The sequence below is a fragment of the Cedecea neteri genome (assembly GCF_000758305.1).
Lineage (GTDB): Bacteria > Pseudomonadota > Gammaproteobacteria > Enterobacterales > Enterobacteriaceae > Cedecea > Cedecea neteri_C.
Genome location: NZ_CP009458.1, coordinates 4,582,591 through 4,599,032, shown reverse-complemented (window position 1 = coordinate 4,599,032; position 16,442 = coordinate 4,582,591). Strand labels below are relative to the sequence as shown.

Sequence of the window (16,442 nt, the reverse complement as noted above, 5' to 3'; positions counted from 1 at the left end):
CTCCCGGCGGCCTTTCCGCTGCCGGGAACCCTGTACCTGAGAACGAGGAAGAGTGTTATGCAATCTAAACACTACTGGTTTGGTTTACCTAAACATCTGCTGTGGGGATTTATCGCCATCGCTATTTTTATGAGTGGCGATGGTTTCGAAATGGCGTTTTTGTCTAAGCACATTACCGACATGGGCTTTACGCCCGCGGAATCGGCGATGGTGTTTACCCTGTATGGTCTTGCGGCAGGCCTGGCGGCCTGGGCTTCCGGCGTAGTCGCTGAGCTTATCACCCCGCAAAAAGCGATGCTGATTGGTTTTGTGACCTGGGTAGTGATGCACGCATTGTTTATGACGCTCGGCCTCGGGATGCGTAACTACCCACTGATGCTGCTGTTCTACGGCATTCGTGGCCTGGCCTATCCGCTGTTTATCTACTCCTTCATGTTGATGCTGGTGCAGGTGGTACCGCGTGAGAGGCTGGCGGCGGCGACCGGCTGGTTCTGGGCGATGTACTCTATCGGTATCGGCGTGGTGGGGAGTTATCTGCCCAGCCTGACTATCCCGGCATTTGGCGAAACGGGGACGCTGTGGATGGCCATTGCCTGGGTAACGGGAGGGGGGTTGATTGCTTTCTTCAGCCTGCGTAATGTGCCGGTTGACCGCTCGCGGGTCAATCTGCCGCTGCGCGAAAAAATGACGGAGATGTCGCGGGCAGTGACCATCCTGTTCAGCAACCGTGACGTGTTTTACGCCTGTCTTATCCGCATAATTAATACGCTGTCGCTGTTTGGCTTTGCGATAGTGATGCCGCTGTTGTTTGTTGACCGTCTCGGTTTCACGATTTCAGAATGGCTGCAAATCTGGGCGGTGTTCTTCTTTGTCACCATTTTCACCAATATCTTTTGGGGAATTATGGGGGAGTACATCGGCTGGATCCGCCAGGTGCGCTGGTTTGGCTGTTTAGGTATGGCGATTTCCAGCCTGACGTTTTACTACCTGCCGGTGTGGGTGGGGCATAACTTCTGGGTAGCGCTGATCCCGGCTGTCATGCTCGGCACCTTTGTGGCGGCGTTTGTGCCAATGACAGCGGTGTTTCCAACGCTGGAACCCCATCATCGCGGAGCGGCCATTTCCATTTATAACCTGTCTGCGGGGATGAGCAACTTTGTGGCACCGGCTATTGCGTCACTGATTCTGCCATTTTTCGACATTGTGGGCGTAGTTTGGGCGTACACAGGGCTGTATCTGTTCGCGGGTGTGCTGACGTTTATCATCAAAGTCCCGCAGCCGAAACGGGTGAAGGATAAAGCTGACGCGGGGAAAATGAGCCCGGTGGAGCAGTAAAATGAAAAAGTCGGGTAATTACCCGGCTTTTTGCTGTCAGCGAATCACATCCGCCAGCGCTTCATCCAAGTCAAACCAGCGGAAGCCAAAGCCTGACTCTTCCAGCCGTTTAGGCAGCGCACGTTGTCCGCCGAGCACTAACACGGAAGATTCCCCCATTAGCAGACGAATCGCCGTAGCCGGGGCGCGAAGTATCGCCGGGCGCTTGAGGGCATGGCCAAGAGCATGGGAAAACTGTTCGTTGCGAACCGGGTAAGGGGAAACCATATTAAACGGCCCGCGCAGGTCGTTATCCAGCAGCCAGAGAATACCGTTCACCATATCGTCGATGTGGATCCATGCCAGGTACTGCCTACCATTGCCAATGGGGCCGCCCAGCCCCAGCCGGAACAGCGGCAGCATTTTGGCCAGAATCCCGCCATTGGGGGCTAATACAACGCCGGTGCGTAGCAGGCAAACTCGTGTAGTTTCACTTTGCGCGCCGCAGGCAATTTGCTCCCAGCGGGCGCAAAGCTTGTGGGTGAATTCGTTGTGGGGAGGTTCGTCTTCGGTGACGACCACTTCGCCAAGGTCGCCGTAATAGCCGGTGGCTGAACCGGAAATGAAGACTTTGGGGGGGTGCTGGCTGGCCTTAAACAGCTCGACCAGCCGCTCGGTGATTTGCCAGCGGCTCTGGCACAGGCGCTGCTTTTGCTCCTCGCTCCAGCGTTTATCGGCGATCGGCTCTCCGGCCAGGTTGATGACCGCGTCAAAGGCGTCGAGATTCTGTAAGCCGTCGAGCCCTTTGAGCAGCGCAACGCGATTATCCAGCCGCTTGCGGGCCTTTTCCGGCGCGCGCGTGACGACCGAAACAGTATGGCCGAGCTCGAGCAGGCGAGCTGTCAGGTGGCGGCCAATCAGCCCGCTGCCGCCGGTAATCAGGATCTCCATACTTTCCTCCCACCTGGACGCGCTTATCGTCGCCAGCTCAGGGTCATGGATACCGAGTCGGCGTAGCGGAGCGCGTGAAGTTTATCGATCTCTACTTCAGCATATGTCACCCACGGGTGAGCGCATGCGATGTTCAGCACATCCTGAGTTAATTTTTCCAGCAGGGAGAAGCGGTTATTCTCAACCAGCTGGATGATGTCTTTGGTCACGGTGCGGTAGTTCAGCGCGTCGTTGATGTCCTCGCTCTCCCTGGCTTTGCCCGCAGGGTAGTGGAGGGCGACGTTAATCACGACATCCTGCCGGTTGGCGATCTCTTCTTCTTTGATACCAATAAAAGTCCGCAGGCGCAGGTTTTTAATGCGAATAATGGCGTCTGGTTGCATGGATGACATTGCAGGTTCCTTATTAGTCTTTTCCCGCCACAGGATACACCAGCGCGGGAAAAAACCTGAACCGGGGATTACGCCTTCTCTGCTCGCTGGTAAGCCTTCACGGTGGCAGGCCGGGTGCGGATCCGCTCAAACCAGTTCCTTACTGCCGGGAAATTGGCGAGATCAACGCGCTGGCGCTCGTGGGACACCACCCAGGGATAAGTCGCGATATCCGCAATGCTGTAATCGTGGCCACCAAGCCACGGGGCTTTCTCGAGTTGCTTATTGAGTACGCCGTAAAGGCGCTGGGTTTCGACCTGGTAGCGTTCGATAGCATAAGGGACGGGCTGCGGAGCAAAGTGGTTGAAATGGTGGTTCTGGCCCAGCATCGGGCCGAACCCACCGACCTGCCAGAAAAGCCACTGCAGCGTGGCGTGGCGGGCGCGCAGTTCTTTGCTGAGGAGTAACCCGGTTTTATCGGCCAGATAAAGCAAAATTTCGCCGGACTCAAAGAGGCTTAAAGGCTCGCCGCCGTCGGCTGGTTTGTTATCCACGATGGCAGGAATTTTGTTATTCGGCGAGATAGCCAAAAAATCCGGGCGAAACTGTTCGCCTTTGCCGATATCGACCCGGTGGATTTTGTACTCCAGGCCAGCTTCTTCCAGAAACAGGGTAATTTTATGGCCGTTTGGGGTAGGCGCATAATAAAGTTCGATCATGGTCACTCCAGGGTTTAGTCCATTTTGGCAAATGTTTCGAGTATAGAAGTTATTGCTATTTCTGCACCGGAATGGTGCGTTTTAAGCGGATGACAAAACGATTTTTTCGCTCTATGTTCAATAACCTGTCGCGCGAATAAGTGAGGATATGATGAGCCAGCCTGCCATTACGTTGTGGACCGATAGCCAGTGTTTCAGCCCCTATGTGCTTTCCGTTTTTGTTGCGCTGAAAGAAAAAGGGCTCGCCTTTTCTCTGCAAACCGTCGACCTCGCCAGCGGCCAGAATTTAAAGCCGGGCTGGAAAGGGTTTGATCTGACTCGCCGGGTGCCGGTGCTGGCCGTTGGGGATTTTGTGCTCAGCGAATCCTCCGCTATTGATGAGTATCTGGAAGAGCGTTTTGCGCCTCCGACGTGGGAACGTATCTATCCTCACGATATTGAAAAACGCGCCCGGGCGCGGCAGGTGCAGGCGTGGCTGCGCAGTGACTTAATGCCTATTCGGGAAGAGCGCTCTACCGCCGTGGTCTTTGCCGGCGAGAAGAAACCGGCGCTAAGCCCGGCGGGTCTTCAGGCTGCAGAGAAGTTGATCGCTACCGCAGAGCATTTGCTCCCGCAAGGGCAGCAAAATTTGTTTGGTGAATGGTCTATCGCCGACACCGACCTGGCGCTGATGCTCAACCGTCTGATTCTGAACGGAGATGAAGTCCCTGAGCGGCTGAAAGAGTATGCCAGCTTCCAGTGGCAGCGCGCGTCGGTGCAGCTTTGGCTGGCGCAGTCGGCCAAAAACGCGGGCTGATAGCGTCCGGGGAATTCGTTATCATTGGCGGATTGTCACTACTGGAGCCAGGGATAAATGAAACTGATGTTTGCTTCGGACCTTCACGGTTCGCTACCCGCCACGGAAAAAGTTCTGGAACGTTTCGCGCACAGCGGTGCGAAATGGCTGGTTATTCTGGGCGACTTACTGAATCACGGCCCTCGGAACGCGCTACCCGAAGGCTACAATCCCCCGGCGGTGGCGCAGTGCCTGAATAGCGTTGCCGATAAGATTATCGCGGTGCGCGGAAACTGCGACAGCGAAGTGGACCAGATGCTGCTCCAGTTTCCGATTACCGCTCCCTGGCAGCAGGTTTTGCTGGTGCAGCAGCGGCTTTTCCTGACCCACGGGCATCTCTATCATCCTGGGCATTTGCCACCGCTGTCCGCTGGCGATGTTCTGATTTTCGGCCATACGCATCTTCCGGTTGCAGAAAAGCACGAACAGATCTATTTGTTTAATCCAGGCTCTGTCAGCATACCGAAGGGCGGTTTTGAGGCCAGTTACGGGATGCTGGATGATGGCGTTCTGACCGTTCGCACGCTGGAGAGTGATGGGGTTATTGCACAGGTGCGTATTACCCCGTAACGTTGACAGGTTAATCCAATAACGCGCCGTAAGAGCGCCCCTGAATAAGGTTTCCCTGATGGTGGAACAGAGTCATTTTGTCGGCACGGAATGGGTAGATATTGTGAATGAGGACAATGAGGTCATCGCACAGGCAAGCCGCGAGCAAATGCGTGCGCAGCGGCTGCGTCATCGCGCGACCTATATTGTTGTTCACGATGGTATGGGCAAAATTCTGGTGCAGCGTCGTACCGAAATTAAAGACTTCATGCCGGGCATGCTGGATGCTACCGCAGGTGGTGTCGTGCAGGCGGATGAACAAATGCTCGAGTCAGCTCGCCGCGAGGCGGAAGAGGAGTTGGGCATTGCCGGCGTACCGTTCGCGGAGCACGGGCAGTTCTACTTCGAAGACGATAGCTGCCGCGTTTGGGGTGGACTCTTTAGCTGCGTGTCTCACGGGCCTTTTGCGCTGCAGGAAGAAGAAGTCAGTGAAGTGAGCTGGATGTCCCCGGAAGAGATCACCGCGCGCTGTGACGAATTTACCCCAGATTCGCTGAAGGCGCTGGCGCTGTGGATGACCCGCAACGCTAAAAATGAGTCACAAAAACAAAGCGAAGAAAGCGAGTAATCGTTGGCTCTCACCCCGATCCTCTTCCCGTCAGGAAGGGACCTGGGTGAGGGAAAATCAGCAACTATCCCGCATACACAGCGATGACGCGATAGTCGGGCTTCTGTCCCACTCTTCTTCGTTAATTCTTGCCAGCAGCGCCCGTCCGGCTTCAATCCCAATCTTACGATGCGGTACCGCAATGGTGGTCAGCGCAGGCTGGCAGACGCGGCTCACGTCGCTGTCGCCAAAACCAACGATGGCTAAGTCGTCAGGGACTTTGATGCGCCTGCGCTGGCATTCGTACAGCGCGCCGCAGGCCAGTTCATCCGACACGCAGACCAGCGCATCCAGCTCCGGCCAGGCCAACAGAAACTCAGGTAGCTGTGCGGCCCCGGTGGAGAAAGTCGGCGGCGCGGCAGCGTTGATTACCCTGTTGGGCGACATATGGTGGCGCAGCATCGCCTTGTACCAGCCCTGAAGGTGCTGCTGGAAAATCCACTGTTCCTGGTTCGCGCACAGCAGCCCGATGTTCTGATAGCCGCGGTGGATGAGCATTTCCGTCAGTTCAAACATGGCGGCGACGTTATCAATGCCGATGTTCATGTCCAGCGGATCGACGCGGGTGGCACCTATTTCGAGCACAGGAATGCTGGCGTGCTTCAGCCAGCCTCGCACCGTGTCGCTGTGTTCCACGCTCAGTAGGATCGCCGCGGCAATGTTGGAGGCCAGCAGCGTTTCCAGCAGCTTCTCTTCCTGTTCCAGCCGGTGCTGGGACTCAGCAAGGACTATCTGATACCCCGCAGGCTGCAGCACCTGCTGCAGGCCGGCAAACATTTCACTGCAGCCGGATTCCGCCAGACTTGGGACCACCATCGCAATGGTATACGAGGAGGCTGAGGCCAGTGCGCTTGCCGCAAGGTTGGGCATGTAACCCAACTCGGAAACCGCCGCTTCGATTTTTTCGCGTAATTTGTCGGAAACCTGCTCCGGGGTTCTTAGCGCTCGCGAAACGGTCATGGTACCGACGCCGGCGAGCTGAGCCACATCTGCAAGCGTCACCTTACCGGTACTTCGCCGCTTTCGGGTTATGGACATTGTGATTCCTGATTCTCGACCTGAAAAACGCCAGGCTGACGTTGGCCCCTGAAAAAGAAGGGGAAATATCGCTCAAGTATACGCCTGAAATCGTGCGCCTTAATGCGATTTAACACAATGATTGCAATTTGATAGCGCTATCACAAAATCGAGTGATAGTTATTGGTAGCGCTATCTTTGTGATATCAATCACAGTTAAACCCAGGGCCGTTGAATAAAGTTTGCCCATCATCAAAGTCGATTTCGAGAGGTTATCGTGCTCAACCAATGGCTGCATCCGCAGACTATTCAGCTTCATGACGAGGTCGCAAACTGGCAGCAGGCGCTGGAGATTAGCGCCCGGCCACTGCTGGACGCGGGGATTATTGCCCCCCATTACCTGACGGCCATTATGCAGCAGCATCAAAAATTGGGGCCGTACTATGTGCTGGCGCCGGGCCTGGCAATGCCGCATGCGCGTCCGGAAGAGGGCGCGACCGGGCTTGGTCTCTCACTGTTGAAGCTGAGGCAGGGCGTTAGCTTTCATTCTGAGGGGAACGACCCGGTGGATGTCATTATTATGCTGGCGGCCCCGGACAGCCATAGTCACATTGAAATGATTTCCGCGCTCGCTGAGCTATTTTCCAGCGACGAAGACATGGCGTTATTGCATCAGGCCAATAACCTGGAGGAAATACAAAAAATAATTAATCGATTCTAGTTTTTTAATTTAACACCATAGGTTTTTACGTTGCATTGAAAAATGCGATGCGCTCTTACTCTACTAAAAATATAAGGTACACAAAATGAAGATAATGGCAATCTGCGGTTCAGGTCTCGGCAGTAGTTTTATGGTCGAAATGAATATTAAAAAAGTGCTTAAAAAACTCAATATTGAGGCAGAGGTCGAACACTCGGATTTATCCTCCGCCACCCCGGACGCGGCAGATGTGTTTGTGATGGCGAAAGATATTGCAGCCAGCGCGCGCCTGCCGGACAGCCAGCTGGTGGTGATCAACAACATCATCGACATCAATGAGCTGGAAAATAAGCTGAGCGCTTATTTTGCGGGTCGTTAATCATAATAATATATAGCCAAAATAATTCGAATTGTAGGCAGGCGACAAGCTCAGGCATCTCAGGAGTTTACATCAAGTAAATGACTGGGAGGAGTGAGTGCAGTCAACGCACCTGGGGTTCGAAGTATGACGGATATGAGCGGAGGCGGATATGTTTATCCTTGGCACGCTGAATTTTATTGTTGATATTCTGAAAGTCCCGGCCATTCTTGTCGGGCTGATAGCATTAATTGGCCTTGTTGCGCAAAAGAAGTCATTTTCTGATGTGGTAAAAGGATCAATTAAAACCGTATTAGGTTTTATTGTTTTGGGCGGCGGTGCCACCGTATTAGTGGGGTCTTTGAATCCACTGGGCGGTATGTTTGAACACGCCTTTAATATTCAGGGCATTATTCCTAATAATGAGGCGATTGTTTCTATCGCGCTGGAGAAATACGGGGCATCCACGGCGCTGATCATGGCCTTCGGGATGGTGGCGAACATCATTGTGGCTCGCTTTACCCGCCTGAAGTACATCTTCCTGACCGGGCACCACACGTTCTACATGGCGTGCATGATAAGCGTCATCCTGACCGTGGCGGGCTTTGAAGGCGTGGCGCTGGTGTTTACCGGGTCGCTGATCCTCGGCCTGATCATGGCATTCTTCCCGGCCATTGCGCAGCGCTATATGCGCCGCATCACCGGCACCGACGATATCGGCTTTGGCCACTTCGGTACGCTGGGCTACGTGCTGTCCGGCTGGATCGGCAGCAAGTGCGGCAAAGGTTCGCGCTCCACGGAAGAGATGAACCTGCCGAAGAACCTCAGCTTCCTGCGTGACAGCTCAATCTCCATTTCCCTGACCATGATTGTTATCTACATGATCCTCGCGATTTGTGCAGGCCAGGCTTATGTAGAAGAGAAGCTTAGCGGAGGCCAGAACTTCCTGGTTTACTCCATTATTCAGGCGATTACCTTTGCGGCGGGGGTGTTCATCATCCTGCAGGGTGTGCGCTTGATTCTGGCAGAAATCGTCCCGGCATTTACCGGTTTCTCCGAGAAGCTGGTGCCTAATGCTCGTCCGGCGCTGGACTGCCCGGTGGTTTACCCTTATGCGCCGAATGCCGTGCTGGTGGGCTTCCTGTTTAGCTTCCTCGGCGGACTGGTGGGCCTGTTCCTGCTTGGGCAGATGAAGCTGGTGCTGATTTTGCCGGGCGTGGTGCCTCACTTCTTTACCGGGGCGACAGCGGGCGTGTTTGGTAACGCTACCGGCGGCCGTCGCGGCGCGATGGTGGGGGCTTTTGCCAACGGGCTGCTGATCACCTTCCTGCCAGTGTTGCTGCTGCCTGTCCTGGGTGCGCTGGGCTTCGCCAACACAACTTTCTCCGACGCTGATTTCGGCGTGGTGGGGATTATCCTCGGCAATCTTGCACGCTTCCTGTCACCTGCGGCGATTACTGCTGTGGTGGTGGCCGTATTTGCGGTGCTGGTCGGGTTCAACTATCTGGGCAAAGGAAAAGGCACTCCTGCCGTACACACTGAAGACAATACGGGGGCTAAATAATGAATGAACTGGCAGACGTTACGCGGTTTGCGCGAGACATCCGGGTAGAGACGCTGAAAGCGCTCACCCAACTGGGATTTGGCCATTACGGCGGCAGCATGTCGGTGGTCGAGACGCTGGCAGTGCTGTACGGCGACGTGATGAATATCGATCCGGGCGACCCTGACTGGGCTGAACGCGACTACTTTGTGCTGTCGAAGGGGCATGCTGGCCCGGCGCTGTACAGCACGCTGGCGCTGAAAGGCTATTTTCCGGTGGAGCAATTGGCCACGCTGAACCAGAACGGCACCAGCCTGCCTAGCCACCCCGACCGCCTGAAAACGCGCGGCGTGGATGCGACCACCGGTTCACTGGGGCAGGGGATTTCTATTGCTGCCGGTATGGCGCTGTCCCACAAGCTGGCACAGCGTCGCAACCGGGTATTCAGCATCGTTGGCGACGGCGAGCTGAACGAGGGGCAGTGCTGGGAGGCTTTCCAGTTTATTGCTCATCATCGTCTTAACAATCTGACGGTGTTCGTGGACTGGAACAAACAGCAACTGGACGGCGAGCTGGACGAAATCATCTGTGCTTTCGATCTGGCAGAGAAGTTTAGCGCCTTCGGGTTTGACGTGGTGCAGGTGAAAGGCGATGACATTGCCGGTTTGCTGGCGGCGGTAAAACCCGTTCGCAGCAGCGAACAGCGTCCTTTGCTGGTGATCCTCGACAGCATTAAAGGGCAAGGGGTGCCGTATCTTGAGCAACTGGGGAACTCACACCATCTCCGCCTGACGGAGCAGTCAAAACAGGCGCTGGAGCAGGCCATCGCGCAACTGGAGGCGGCACATGATTAAGGTAAGTCAGAGCGGCGGCCAGGACGCCGTAGAGATGCGTAAAGTCTACGCCGGGTTTGTTCAGCAGCAGATTGGCGAAGGCAGCGGGATCATCGCGCTGGAAGCTGACCTGATGAGTTCGATGGCGATGGATGGCGTGCAGCGAGATAACCCGCAGCATGTGATTAACTGCGGCATCATGGAAGCCAACGTGATTGGCGTGGCGGCGGGTCTGTCACTGACCGGGCGCAAGCCGTTCGTCCACACCTTTACCGCCTTCGCCAGCCGCCGCTGCTTTGACCAGCTGTTTATGTCGCTGGATTACCAGCGCAATAACGTCAAGGTGATTGCTTCCGACGCCGGGGTGACGGCCTGCCATAACGGTGGGACCCATATGTCGTTTGAAGATATGGGTATTGTTCGCGGGCTGGCGCATTCTGTTGTACTGGAAGTGACTGATGCGGTGATGTTTAAAGATATTCTGCGTCAGCTGATCGAGCTGGAAGGCTTCTACTGGGTGCGGACTATTCGCAAGCAGGCGGCCACGGTCTATGAGGAAGGCTCAACCTTCACCATCGGCAAAGGTAATGTGCTGCGGGACGGAACGGATATCACGCTGATCGCCAACGGGATTATGGTTGCCGAAGCGGTAAAAGCGGCTCAGCAGCTGGAGCAGGAAGGGGTTAGCGCGGCGGTCATTGACATGTTCACCCTCAAGCCTATCGACCGTATGCTGGTGAAGAATTACGCCGAAAAAACCGGCCGAATTGTGACCTGTGAAAACCACAGTATTCACAACGGGCTGGGGTCGGCGGTGGCGGAAGTGCTGGTGGAAACCTGCCCGGTGCCGATGCGCAGAGTCGGCGTGAAGGAGCGTTACGGCCAGGTCGGGACTCAGGATTTCCTGCAGCAGGAATATGGCCTGACGGCGGCAGATATCGTGAAAGCGGCGAAAGAACTGCTGTAGTGGTTAAGGGTGACAGAAAAAAGAAAAGGCAGCCAGATGGCTGCCTTTTTTGTATCTCAGTCAGCTTACGCTTGCTGAGCGGACTGAATCGCGGTCAGAGCGATGGTGTAGACGATATCGTCCACCAGTGCGCCACGAGACAGGTCGTTAACCGGCTTGCGCATACCCTGCAGCATTGGCCCGATGGAGATCAGGTCTGCAGAACGCTGTACCGCTTTGTAAGTGGTGTTACCGGTGTTCAGGTCAGGGAAGATGAACACGGTCGCACGGCCCGCAACAGGAGAGTTTGGTGCCTTAGACTTAGCCACGTCAGCCATAACCGCAGCGTCATACTGCAGTGGACCATCGATGACCAGATCAGGGCGTTTTTCCTGAGCGATACGGGTTGCTTCACGCACTTTCTCAACGTCGCTACCCGCGCCGGAGTTACCGGTGGAGTAGGAGAGCATGGCAACGCGTGGGTCGATACCGAAAGCGGCAGCGGAGTCAGCAGACTGAATCGCGATTTCTGCCAGCTGTTCTGCGGTTGGATCCGGGTTGATCGCACAGTCGCCGTAAACGTAAACCTGTTCAGGCAGCAGCATGAAGAACACGGAAGAGACCAGAGAACTACCCGGTGCGGTTTTGATCAACTGCAGCGGTGGACGGATGGTGTTGGCGGTGGTGTGAACCGCGCCGGAAACCAGGCCGTCAACTTCGTCCTGCTCAAGCATCAGGGTGCCCAGCACAACGTTGTCTTCCAGTTGCTCACGGGCAACGGCTTCGGTCATGCCTTTGCTCTTGCGTAGCTCAACCAGGCGGGCCACGTAGCTCTCGCGAACCACTTCTGGATCAACGATTTCGATGCCTGCGCCCAGCTCAACGCCCTGCGCCGCAGCAACACGGGTGATTTCATCCGGGTTACCCAGCAGCACACAGGTAGCGATACCGCGCTCAGCACAGATAGCTGCCGCTTTAACGGTACGCGGTTCGTCGCCTTCCGGCAGCACGACGCGTTTACCGGCTTTGCGAGCCAGTTCTGTCAGCTGGTAACGGAACGCTGGAGGAGACAGACGACGGCTGCGCTCGGAGGTCGCGGTCAGGGATTCGATCCAGTTAGCATCGATGTGGCTGGCCACATATTCCTGCACTTTTTCGATACGCTGATGGTCGTCGGTTGGGACTTCCAGGTTGAAGCTCTGCAGGCTCAGGGAGGTCTGCCAGGTGTTGGTTTCGACCATGAACAGCGGCAGGCCGGTAGCGAAAGCACGTTCGCACAGCTTGCTGATGCGTGGGTCCATTTCGTAACCACCGGTCAGCAGGATAGCGCCGATTTCCACGCCGTTCATGGCGGCCAGGCAGGCTGCAACCAGCACGTCCGGGCGGTCTGCGGAGGTAACCAGCAGAGAGCCTGGGCGGAAGTGTTCCAGCATGTGCGGAATGCTGCGCGCACAGAAGGTCACAGACTTCACGCGGCGGGTGTTTATATCGCCTTCGTTGACGATGGTCGCGTTCAGGTGACGAGCCATATCGATTGCACGGGTGGCAATCAGCTCGAAGCTCCATGGCACGCAGCCCAGAACCGGCAGCGGGCTGTCGGCAAACAGCTGCTTAGGATCGATGTTCGCGATGCTTGCTTTGCTGGAATCGTCGAAGATTTCGGACAGATCCGGGCGGGTGCGGCCCTGCTCATCAACCGGGGCATTTAGCTTGTTGATGATCACGCCGGTGATGTTGGTATTTTTGCTGCCGCCGAAGCTGCTGCGAGTCAGTTCGATACGCTCTTTCAGCTGCTCTGGAGAGTCATTGCCCAGAGACATCACGAAGACGATTTCTGCGTTCAGGGTTTTGGCGATTTCATAGTTCAGCGCCTGCGCAAACTGGTGCTTGCGGGTTGGCACCAGACCTTCAACCAGCACTACTTCAGCATCTTTGCTGCTGTTGTGGTAGTTGGCGATGATCTCTTCCATCAGCACGTCCTGCTGGTTGCTGGACAGCAGAGACTCAACGTGGCTCATGTGCAGCGGCTCAGCGGCCGGGATGGTGGAGTTAGCACGGATGATGCTGGTGGTTTGGTCCGGCGTATCGCCACCGGTACGCGGCTGGGCGATAGGTTTGAACACGCTCAGACGAACGCCTTTTTGTTCCATAGCACGGATAACGCCAAGGCTTACGCTGGTAAGGCCGACGCTGGTTCCGGTAGGGATCAGCATAATAGTACGGGACACGGTATAACCTCTTTCGTTTTCGCGAGCAGATATGCTCACTCGACTCAGAAAACAACACCGCCAGCTAAGGCTGGCGGTGAGGGAATCAGGCGGTCAGGCGGGATGCATCCTGAGCGATGACCAGCTCTTCGTTGGTGGTGATAACCACCGCAGGGCGGGTGCCTTCCTTGTTGATGAAGCCAGACTTGCCGAAACGTGCAGCCAGGTTGCGCTCGTGATCAACATCGAAGCCCAGTACGCCCAGTTTGCCCAGAGACAGCTCGCGCACCATCGCGGCGTTTTCACCGATACCGCCGGTGAAGACAACGGCGTCCAGACGACCATCCATCAGCGCGGTGTAAGAACCGATGTATTTCGCCAGACGGTGGCAGTAAACGTCCATTGCACGTTTAGCGTCTTCTTTAGTTGCGTAGTTGTCTTCAACGTAACGGCAGTCGCTGGTCACTTCGGTCAGACCCAGCAGGCCGGACTCTTTGGTCAGCATTTTGTTGATGTCTTCTACGCTCATGCCCAGGGCATCGTGCAGGTGGAAGATGATAGCCGGGTCGATGTCACCGGAACGGGTACCCATCACCAGACCTTCCAGCGGGGTCAGACCCATGGAGGTATCAACGCATTTGCCGTTACGGATAGCAGAAACGGAACCGCCGTTGCCCAGGTGGCAGGTGATGATATTCAGTTCATCAACCGGCTTGTTCAGCATTTTTGCGGCTTCTTGAGTCACGTAGAAGTGGCTGGTGCCGTGTGCGCCGTAGCGACGAACGCCGTGCTCTTTGTACAGTTTGTACGGCAGAGCGTAGAGGAAAGATTCTTCCGGCATGGTCTGATGGAACGCGGTGTCGAACACGGCAACGTTTTTATCAGCCAGGTTAGGGAAGGATTTCAGGGCTTCAGCGATACCGATCAGGTGAGCCGGGTTATGCAGCGGTGCAAAAGAGGCTGAATCTTTGATACCCTGAATCACAGAATCATCGATAACAACGGAGCTGGTGTATTTTTCACCGCCGTGTACGATACGGTGACCAATTGCGGTCAGCTGAGCGGACAATTCTGGTTTTTCTGCCAGAATTTTATTAACGATGAAGTTAAGAGCTTCGCTGTGAGCGGCACCTGCACCCAGAGCCGCTTCTTGTTTAGCGCCGTCCAGCTTCCACTTGATACGGGCTTCAGGAAGGTGGAAACACTCTGCTAAACCAGAAAGGTACTCTTCACCGTTTACAGCATCGATAATTGCGAATTTCAGTGATGAGCTACCGCAGTTCAGAACCAGTACTAGCTTACTCGACATGGAAGTACCTATTTTTGATACGTGGCTAAAAAAACGTCAGTGAGTCTATCAGCGTAGCGCATGATGACGCCGACATTTATGATTAACGTCATGCCGGAAGCGTTTTTCGGCATGGCGAATAAAATTACTCAGAGTTTACGCCATATTCCTGAGGCTGCAGGTCACGGCGATGTAAAAGAATGTTTGACAGCTTGTGGTTTCCCAACTACGGCCATCAAAGGCCGGCACAGGGTAGCAGATAGCGGCTCGGAAAGACAAAATTTTTTGAACGATGTCATTTAGAGTTGTTGAGTTACAGTATTATTTTATTTTTTATACGTAGAGTTGAGGTATGAGCCATGTCGACACCCCAGAATAGCCATGTAAGCTGGTTTAGCCTGTTCGGACGTGGGCAACACTACTCAAAGACCTGGCCGCTGGATAAGCGTCTGGCGCCGGTGTTTATCGAAAACCGCGTGATACGTGCCACCCGCTATGCCATCCGCTTTATGCCGCCGCTGGCGGTATTTACCCTGACGTGGCAAATCGCGTTGGGTGGCCAGCTTGGCCCGGCGGTGGCGACGGCACTCTTTGCCTGTAGCCTGCCGATGCAAGGGTTGTGGTGGTTGGGCAAACGCTCGGTCACGCCTTTACCACCGTCGACGTTACAGTGGTTTTATGACGTCCGCATGAAGCTTCAGGAAGCCGGGCAGGCCCTGGCACCGGTGGAAGGCAAGCCTGATTACCAGGCGCTGGCGGACGTGCTGAAGCGTGCGTTCAAACAGCTGGATAAAACTTTCCTGGATGATTTGTAATTACCCTGCGGTTGCGCATATAAAGGAAGGCACACTTTCTTACAGGTTATCCTAACCGTAACCTGAATTTTTCCATGTACCAAAGGAGCCAGGAAATGGAAATGACCCACGCGCAACGTCTGATTTTATCTAACCAGTATAAGATGATGACGATGATGGACCCGGACAACGCCGAACGCTATCGTCGTCTGCAGACCATCATCGAACGCGGCTATGGCCTGCAAATGCGCGAGCTGGATCGCGAGTTTGGCGAGCTAAAAGAGGAAACATGCCGCATCGTTATCGACATCATGGAAATGTATCACGCGATGCATGTCTCCTGGACCAACCTGAAAGACAGCAAAGAAATCGATGAGCGCCGCGTCACGTTTATGGGGTTTGATGCAGCCACTGAAGCCCGCTTCCTCGGCTATGTTCGCTTTATGGTGAATATTGAAGGCCGATATACCCATTTTGATGCCGGTACTCACGGTTTCAACGCCCAAACCCCGATGTGGGACAAATACCAACGAATGCTGAAAGTGTGGCACGCTTGCCCACGTCAGTATCACTTAAGCGCCAACGAGATTGCGCAGATCATTAACGCCTGAGGAGAGACGCGTAGTGAAGTGTAAAGGTTTCTTGTTTGATTTGGATGGTACGCTGGTTGACTCCCTTCCTGCCGTTGAGCGCGCGTGGGTAAACTGGGCAAAGCGTTTTAATATTTCCCCGGAAGAAGTATTGGGCTTCATCCACGGCAAGCAGGCGATTACCTCACTGCGCCACTTTATGGCCGGTGCTTCTGAGGAAGAGATTCAGCAGGAATTCCTGCGTCTGGAGAAACTTGAGTCTGAAGATACCGACGGCATTGTCGCGCTGCCGGGTGCTGCAGAGCTGTTGGCTCATCTTAACGAAGCGGGGATTCCGTGGGCCATAGTGACTTCAGGTTCCGTGCCGGTAGCATCCGCCCGTCGCCTGGCCGGTGGGCTGCCAGAACCGGAAGTGTTTGTGACCGCGGAACGGGTCGCACGTGGTAAACCAGAACCGGATGCCTATTTGCTGGGAGCGCAGCTGCTTGGCCTGGAGCCGGAAGAGTGCGTGGTTGTTGAAGATGCGCCCGCTGGCGTGCTTTCCGGACTTGCCGCTGGCTGCCATGTGATAGCCGTTAATGCCCCGGCGGATACCCCCCGACTTGAGCACGTAGATTACGTTCTGACTTCCCTCACCGAATTGCTTGTTCAGAAATCGCCGGACGGAATAGTCGAAGTGTTAAGAAAACACTAATCCCATGATTTAACCCCGCATTTGCGGGGTTTTTTTATGGCATTCTCGTCTACATTCAATTCACCA

19 protein-coding genes are annotated in these 16,442 nt (G+C 55.1%); 13 read left to right on the top strand and 6 right to left on the bottom strand.

Going from position 1 to position 16,442, the window contains the following annotated elements; genetic code table 11:
• Positions 1-57 precede the first annotated feature (57 nt).
• A complete protein-coding gene (locus LH23_RS21310) occupies positions 58-1,335 on the top strand; it encodes an MFS transporter (protein ID WP_039295557.1) in 1,278 nt (425 codons plus the stop codon).
• A gap of 36 nt (positions 1,336-1,371) precedes the next feature.
• Here LH23_RS21310 and LH23_RS21305 read toward each other — a convergent pair whose 3' ends face one another.
• The 3 genes from LH23_RS21305 to yfcG all read right to left on the bottom strand — a co-directional run bounded on the left by LH23_RS21305 (position 1,372) and on the right by yfcG (position 3,355).
• Complete coding sequence (locus LH23_RS21305; protein ID WP_039295555.1) at positions 1,372-2,265, bottom strand: TIGR01777 family oxidoreductase; 894 nt, start codon at positions 2,263-2,265, stop codon at positions 1,372-1,374.
• A gap of 23 nt (positions 2,266-2,288) precedes the next feature.
• Positions 2,289-2,648 (bottom strand): dihydroneopterin triphosphate 2'-epimerase, encoded by a 360-nt coding sequence (gene folX, locus LH23_RS21300; protein WP_192810979.1) that lies wholly within the window; start codon positions 2,646-2,648, stop codon positions 2,289-2,291.
• A gap of 77 nt (positions 2,649-2,725) precedes the next feature.
• On the bottom strand, positions 2,726-3,355 hold the full coding sequence (gene yfcG / locus LH23_RS21295) for a GSH-dependent disulfide bond oxidoreductase (RefSeq protein ID WP_039295554.1): 630 nt from the start codon (positions 3,353-3,355) through the stop codon (positions 2,726-2,728).
• Between the two features lie 151 nt (positions 3,356-3,506).
• Here yfcG and yfcF point away from each other — a divergent pair, with 151 nt between their 5' ends.
• From yfcF to yfcD, 3 genes are read left to right on the top strand one after another with little or no spacing between them, the layout of a single operon-like run.
• Positions 3,507-4,151, top strand: coding sequence for a glutathione transferase (yfcF, locus tag LH23_RS21290; protein WP_039295553.1), 645 nt, complete (start codon positions 3,507-3,509; stop codon positions 4,149-4,151).
• Between the two features lie 57 nt (positions 4,152-4,208).
• A complete protein-coding gene (yfcE, locus tag LH23_RS21285) occupies positions 4,209-4,760 on the top strand; it encodes a phosphodiesterase (protein WP_039295552.1) in 552 nt (183 codons plus the stop codon).
• A gap of 58 nt (positions 4,761-4,818) precedes the next feature.
• Positions 4,819-5,367, top strand: coding sequence for an NUDIX hydrolase YfcD (gene yfcD / locus LH23_RS21280; RefSeq protein WP_039295551.1), 549 nt, complete (start codon positions 4,819-4,821; stop codon positions 5,365-5,367).
• Positions 5,368-5,424: 57 nt separating this feature from the next.
• Here the strand turns inward: yfcD and LH23_RS21275 are convergent, their stop codons facing one another.
• Positions 5,425-6,444: a LacI family DNA-binding transcriptional regulator gene (locus LH23_RS21275; protein ID WP_039295550.1), complete on the bottom strand. Its 1,020-nt coding sequence runs from the start codon at positions 6,442-6,444 to the stop codon at positions 5,425-5,427.
• A 256-nt stretch (positions 6,445-6,700) separates the two neighbouring features.
• Here LH23_RS21275 and LH23_RS21270 point away from each other — a divergent pair, with 256 nt between their 5' ends.
• The 5 genes from LH23_RS21270 (at position 6,701) to LH23_RS21250 (ending at position 10,824) form a co-directional block, all read left to right on the top strand.
• Positions 6,701-7,144 (top strand): PTS sugar transporter subunit IIA, encoded by a 444-nt coding sequence (locus tag LH23_RS21270; RefSeq protein ID WP_039295549.1) that lies wholly within the window; start codon positions 6,701-6,703, stop codon positions 7,142-7,144.
• Positions 7,145-7,229: 85 nt separating this feature from the next.
• Entirely contained in the window at positions 7,230-7,502 is a 273-nt protein-coding gene (locus tag LH23_RS21265) for a PTS sugar transporter subunit IIB (protein WP_008459751.1), read from the top strand.
• A 151-nt stretch (positions 7,503-7,653) separates the two neighbouring features.
• The gene (locus LH23_RS21260) at positions 7,654-9,045 is read left to right on the top strand and encodes a PTS ascorbate transporter subunit IIC (protein WP_039295548.1); all 1,392 of its coding nucleotides are present in this window, start codon (positions 7,654-7,656) and stop codon (positions 9,043-9,045) included.
• Positions 9,045-9,878 carry a transketolase gene (locus LH23_RS21255; RefSeq protein WP_039295546.1) on the top strand — a complete coding sequence of 278 codons (834 nt, stop codon included), beginning with the start codon at positions 9,045-9,047 and terminating at the stop codon, positions 9,876-9,878. Before LH23_RS21260 ends, LH23_RS21255 begins: the two co-directional genes overlap by 1 nt.
• The gene (locus LH23_RS21250; protein ID WP_039295544.1) at positions 9,871-10,824 is read left to right on the top strand and encodes a transketolase family protein; all 954 of its coding nucleotides are present in this window, start codon (positions 9,871-9,873) and stop codon (positions 10,822-10,824) included. Before LH23_RS21255 ends, LH23_RS21250 begins: the two co-directional genes overlap by 8 nt.
• Before the next feature lie 65 nt (positions 10,825-10,889).
• Here the strand turns inward: LH23_RS21250 and pta are convergent, their stop codons facing one another.
• Together pta and ackA are read right to left on the bottom strand one after the other, a co-directional pair.
• A complete protein-coding gene (pta, locus tag LH23_RS21245; protein ID WP_039295542.1) occupies positions 10,890-13,031 on the bottom strand; it encodes a phosphate acetyltransferase in 2,142 nt (713 codons plus the stop codon).
• An 85-nt stretch (positions 13,032-13,116) separates the two neighbouring features.
• Positions 13,117-14,319 (bottom strand): acetate kinase, encoded by a 1,203-nt coding sequence (gene ackA / locus LH23_RS21240; protein ID WP_008459758.1) that lies wholly within the window; start codon positions 14,317-14,319, stop codon positions 13,117-13,119.
• A gap of 60 nt (positions 14,320-14,379) precedes the next feature.
• Here ackA and LH23_RS24125 point away from each other — a divergent pair, with 60 nt between their 5' ends.
• The 4 genes from LH23_RS24125 to LH23_RS21225 all read left to right on the top strand — a co-directional run bounded on the left by LH23_RS24125 (position 14,380) and on the right by LH23_RS21225 (position 16,376).
• Positions 14,380-14,601 carry a hypothetical protein gene (locus LH23_RS24125; protein ID WP_139827320.1) on the top strand — a complete coding sequence of 74 codons (222 nt, stop codon included), beginning with the start codon at positions 14,380-14,382 and terminating at the stop codon, positions 14,599-14,601.
• Positions 14,602-14,657: 56 nt separating this feature from the next.
• Entirely contained in the window at positions 14,658-15,113 is a 456-nt protein-coding gene (yfbV, locus tag LH23_RS21235; protein ID WP_008459760.1) for a terminus macrodomain insulation protein YfbV, read from the top strand.
• A gap of 95 nt (positions 15,114-15,208) precedes the next feature.
• The gene (locus tag LH23_RS21230) at positions 15,209-15,703 is read left to right on the top strand and encodes a YfbU family protein (protein ID WP_008459766.1); all 495 of its coding nucleotides are present in this window, start codon (positions 15,209-15,211) and stop codon (positions 15,701-15,703) included.
• A complete protein-coding gene (locus LH23_RS21225; RefSeq protein WP_208330061.1) occupies positions 15,681-16,376 on the top strand; it encodes a sugar phosphatase in 696 nt (231 codons plus the stop codon). The genes LH23_RS21230 and LH23_RS21225 overlap by 23 nt, the downstream gene beginning before the upstream one ends.
• The last annotated feature ends 66 nt before the right edge of the window (positions 16,377-16,442 follow it).

Excerpts from the sequence above, each read along its gene's own strand:
- LH23_RS21310 (WP_039295557.1), top strand. The coding sequence starts at position 58 with ATGCAATCTAAACACTACTGGTTTGGTTTACCTAAACATCTGCTGTGG.
- LH23_RS21305 (WP_039295555.1), bottom strand. The coding sequence starts at position 2,265 with ATGGAGATCCTGATTACCGGCGGCAGCGGGCTGATTGGCCGCCACCTG.
- folX (WP_192810979.1), bottom strand. The coding sequence starts at position 2,648 with ATGCAACCAGACGCCATTATTCGCATTAAAAACCTGCGCCTGCGGACT.
- yfcG (WP_039295554.1), bottom strand. The coding sequence starts at position 3,355 with ATGATCGAACTTTATTATGCGCCTACCCCAAACGGCCATAAAATTACC.
- yfcF (WP_039295553.1), top strand. The coding sequence starts at position 3,507 with ATGAGCCAGCCTGCCATTACGTTGTGGACCGATAGCCAGTGTTTCAGC.
- yfcE (WP_039295552.1), top strand. The coding sequence starts at position 4,209 with ATGAAACTGATGTTTGCTTCGGACCTTCACGGTTCGCTACCCGCCACG.
- yfcD (WP_039295551.1), top strand. The coding sequence starts at position 4,819 with ATGGTGGAACAGAGTCATTTTGTCGGCACGGAATGGGTAGATATTGTG.
- LH23_RS21275 (WP_039295550.1), bottom strand. The coding sequence starts at position 6,444 with ATGTCCATAACCCGAAAGCGGCGAAGTACCGGTAAGGTGACGCTTGCA.
- LH23_RS21265 (WP_008459751.1), top strand. The coding sequence starts at position 7,230 with ATGAAGATAATGGCAATCTGCGGTTCAGGTCTCGGCAGTAGTTTTATG.
- LH23_RS21260 (WP_039295548.1), top strand. The coding sequence starts at position 7,654 with ATGTTTATCCTTGGCACGCTGAATTTTATTGTTGATATTCTGAAAGTC.
- LH23_RS21255 (WP_039295546.1), top strand. The coding sequence starts at position 9,045 with ATGAATGAACTGGCAGACGTTACGCGGTTTGCGCGAGACATCCGGGTA.
- LH23_RS21250 (WP_039295544.1), top strand. The coding sequence starts at position 9,871 with ATGATTAAGGTAAGTCAGAGCGGCGGCCAGGACGCCGTAGAGATGCGT.
- ackA (WP_008459758.1), bottom strand. The coding sequence starts at position 14,319 with ATGTCGAGTAAGCTAGTACTGGTTCTGAACTGCGGTAGCTCATCACTG.
- LH23_RS24125 (WP_139827320.1), top strand. The coding sequence starts at position 14,380 with ATGATGACGCCGACATTTATGATTAACGTCATGCCGGAAGCGTTTTTC.
- yfbV (WP_008459760.1), top strand. The coding sequence starts at position 14,658 with ATGTCGACACCCCAGAATAGCCATGTAAGCTGGTTTAGCCTGTTCGGA.
- LH23_RS21230 (WP_008459766.1), top strand. The coding sequence starts at position 15,209 with ATGGAAATGACCCACGCGCAACGTCTGATTTTATCTAACCAGTATAAG.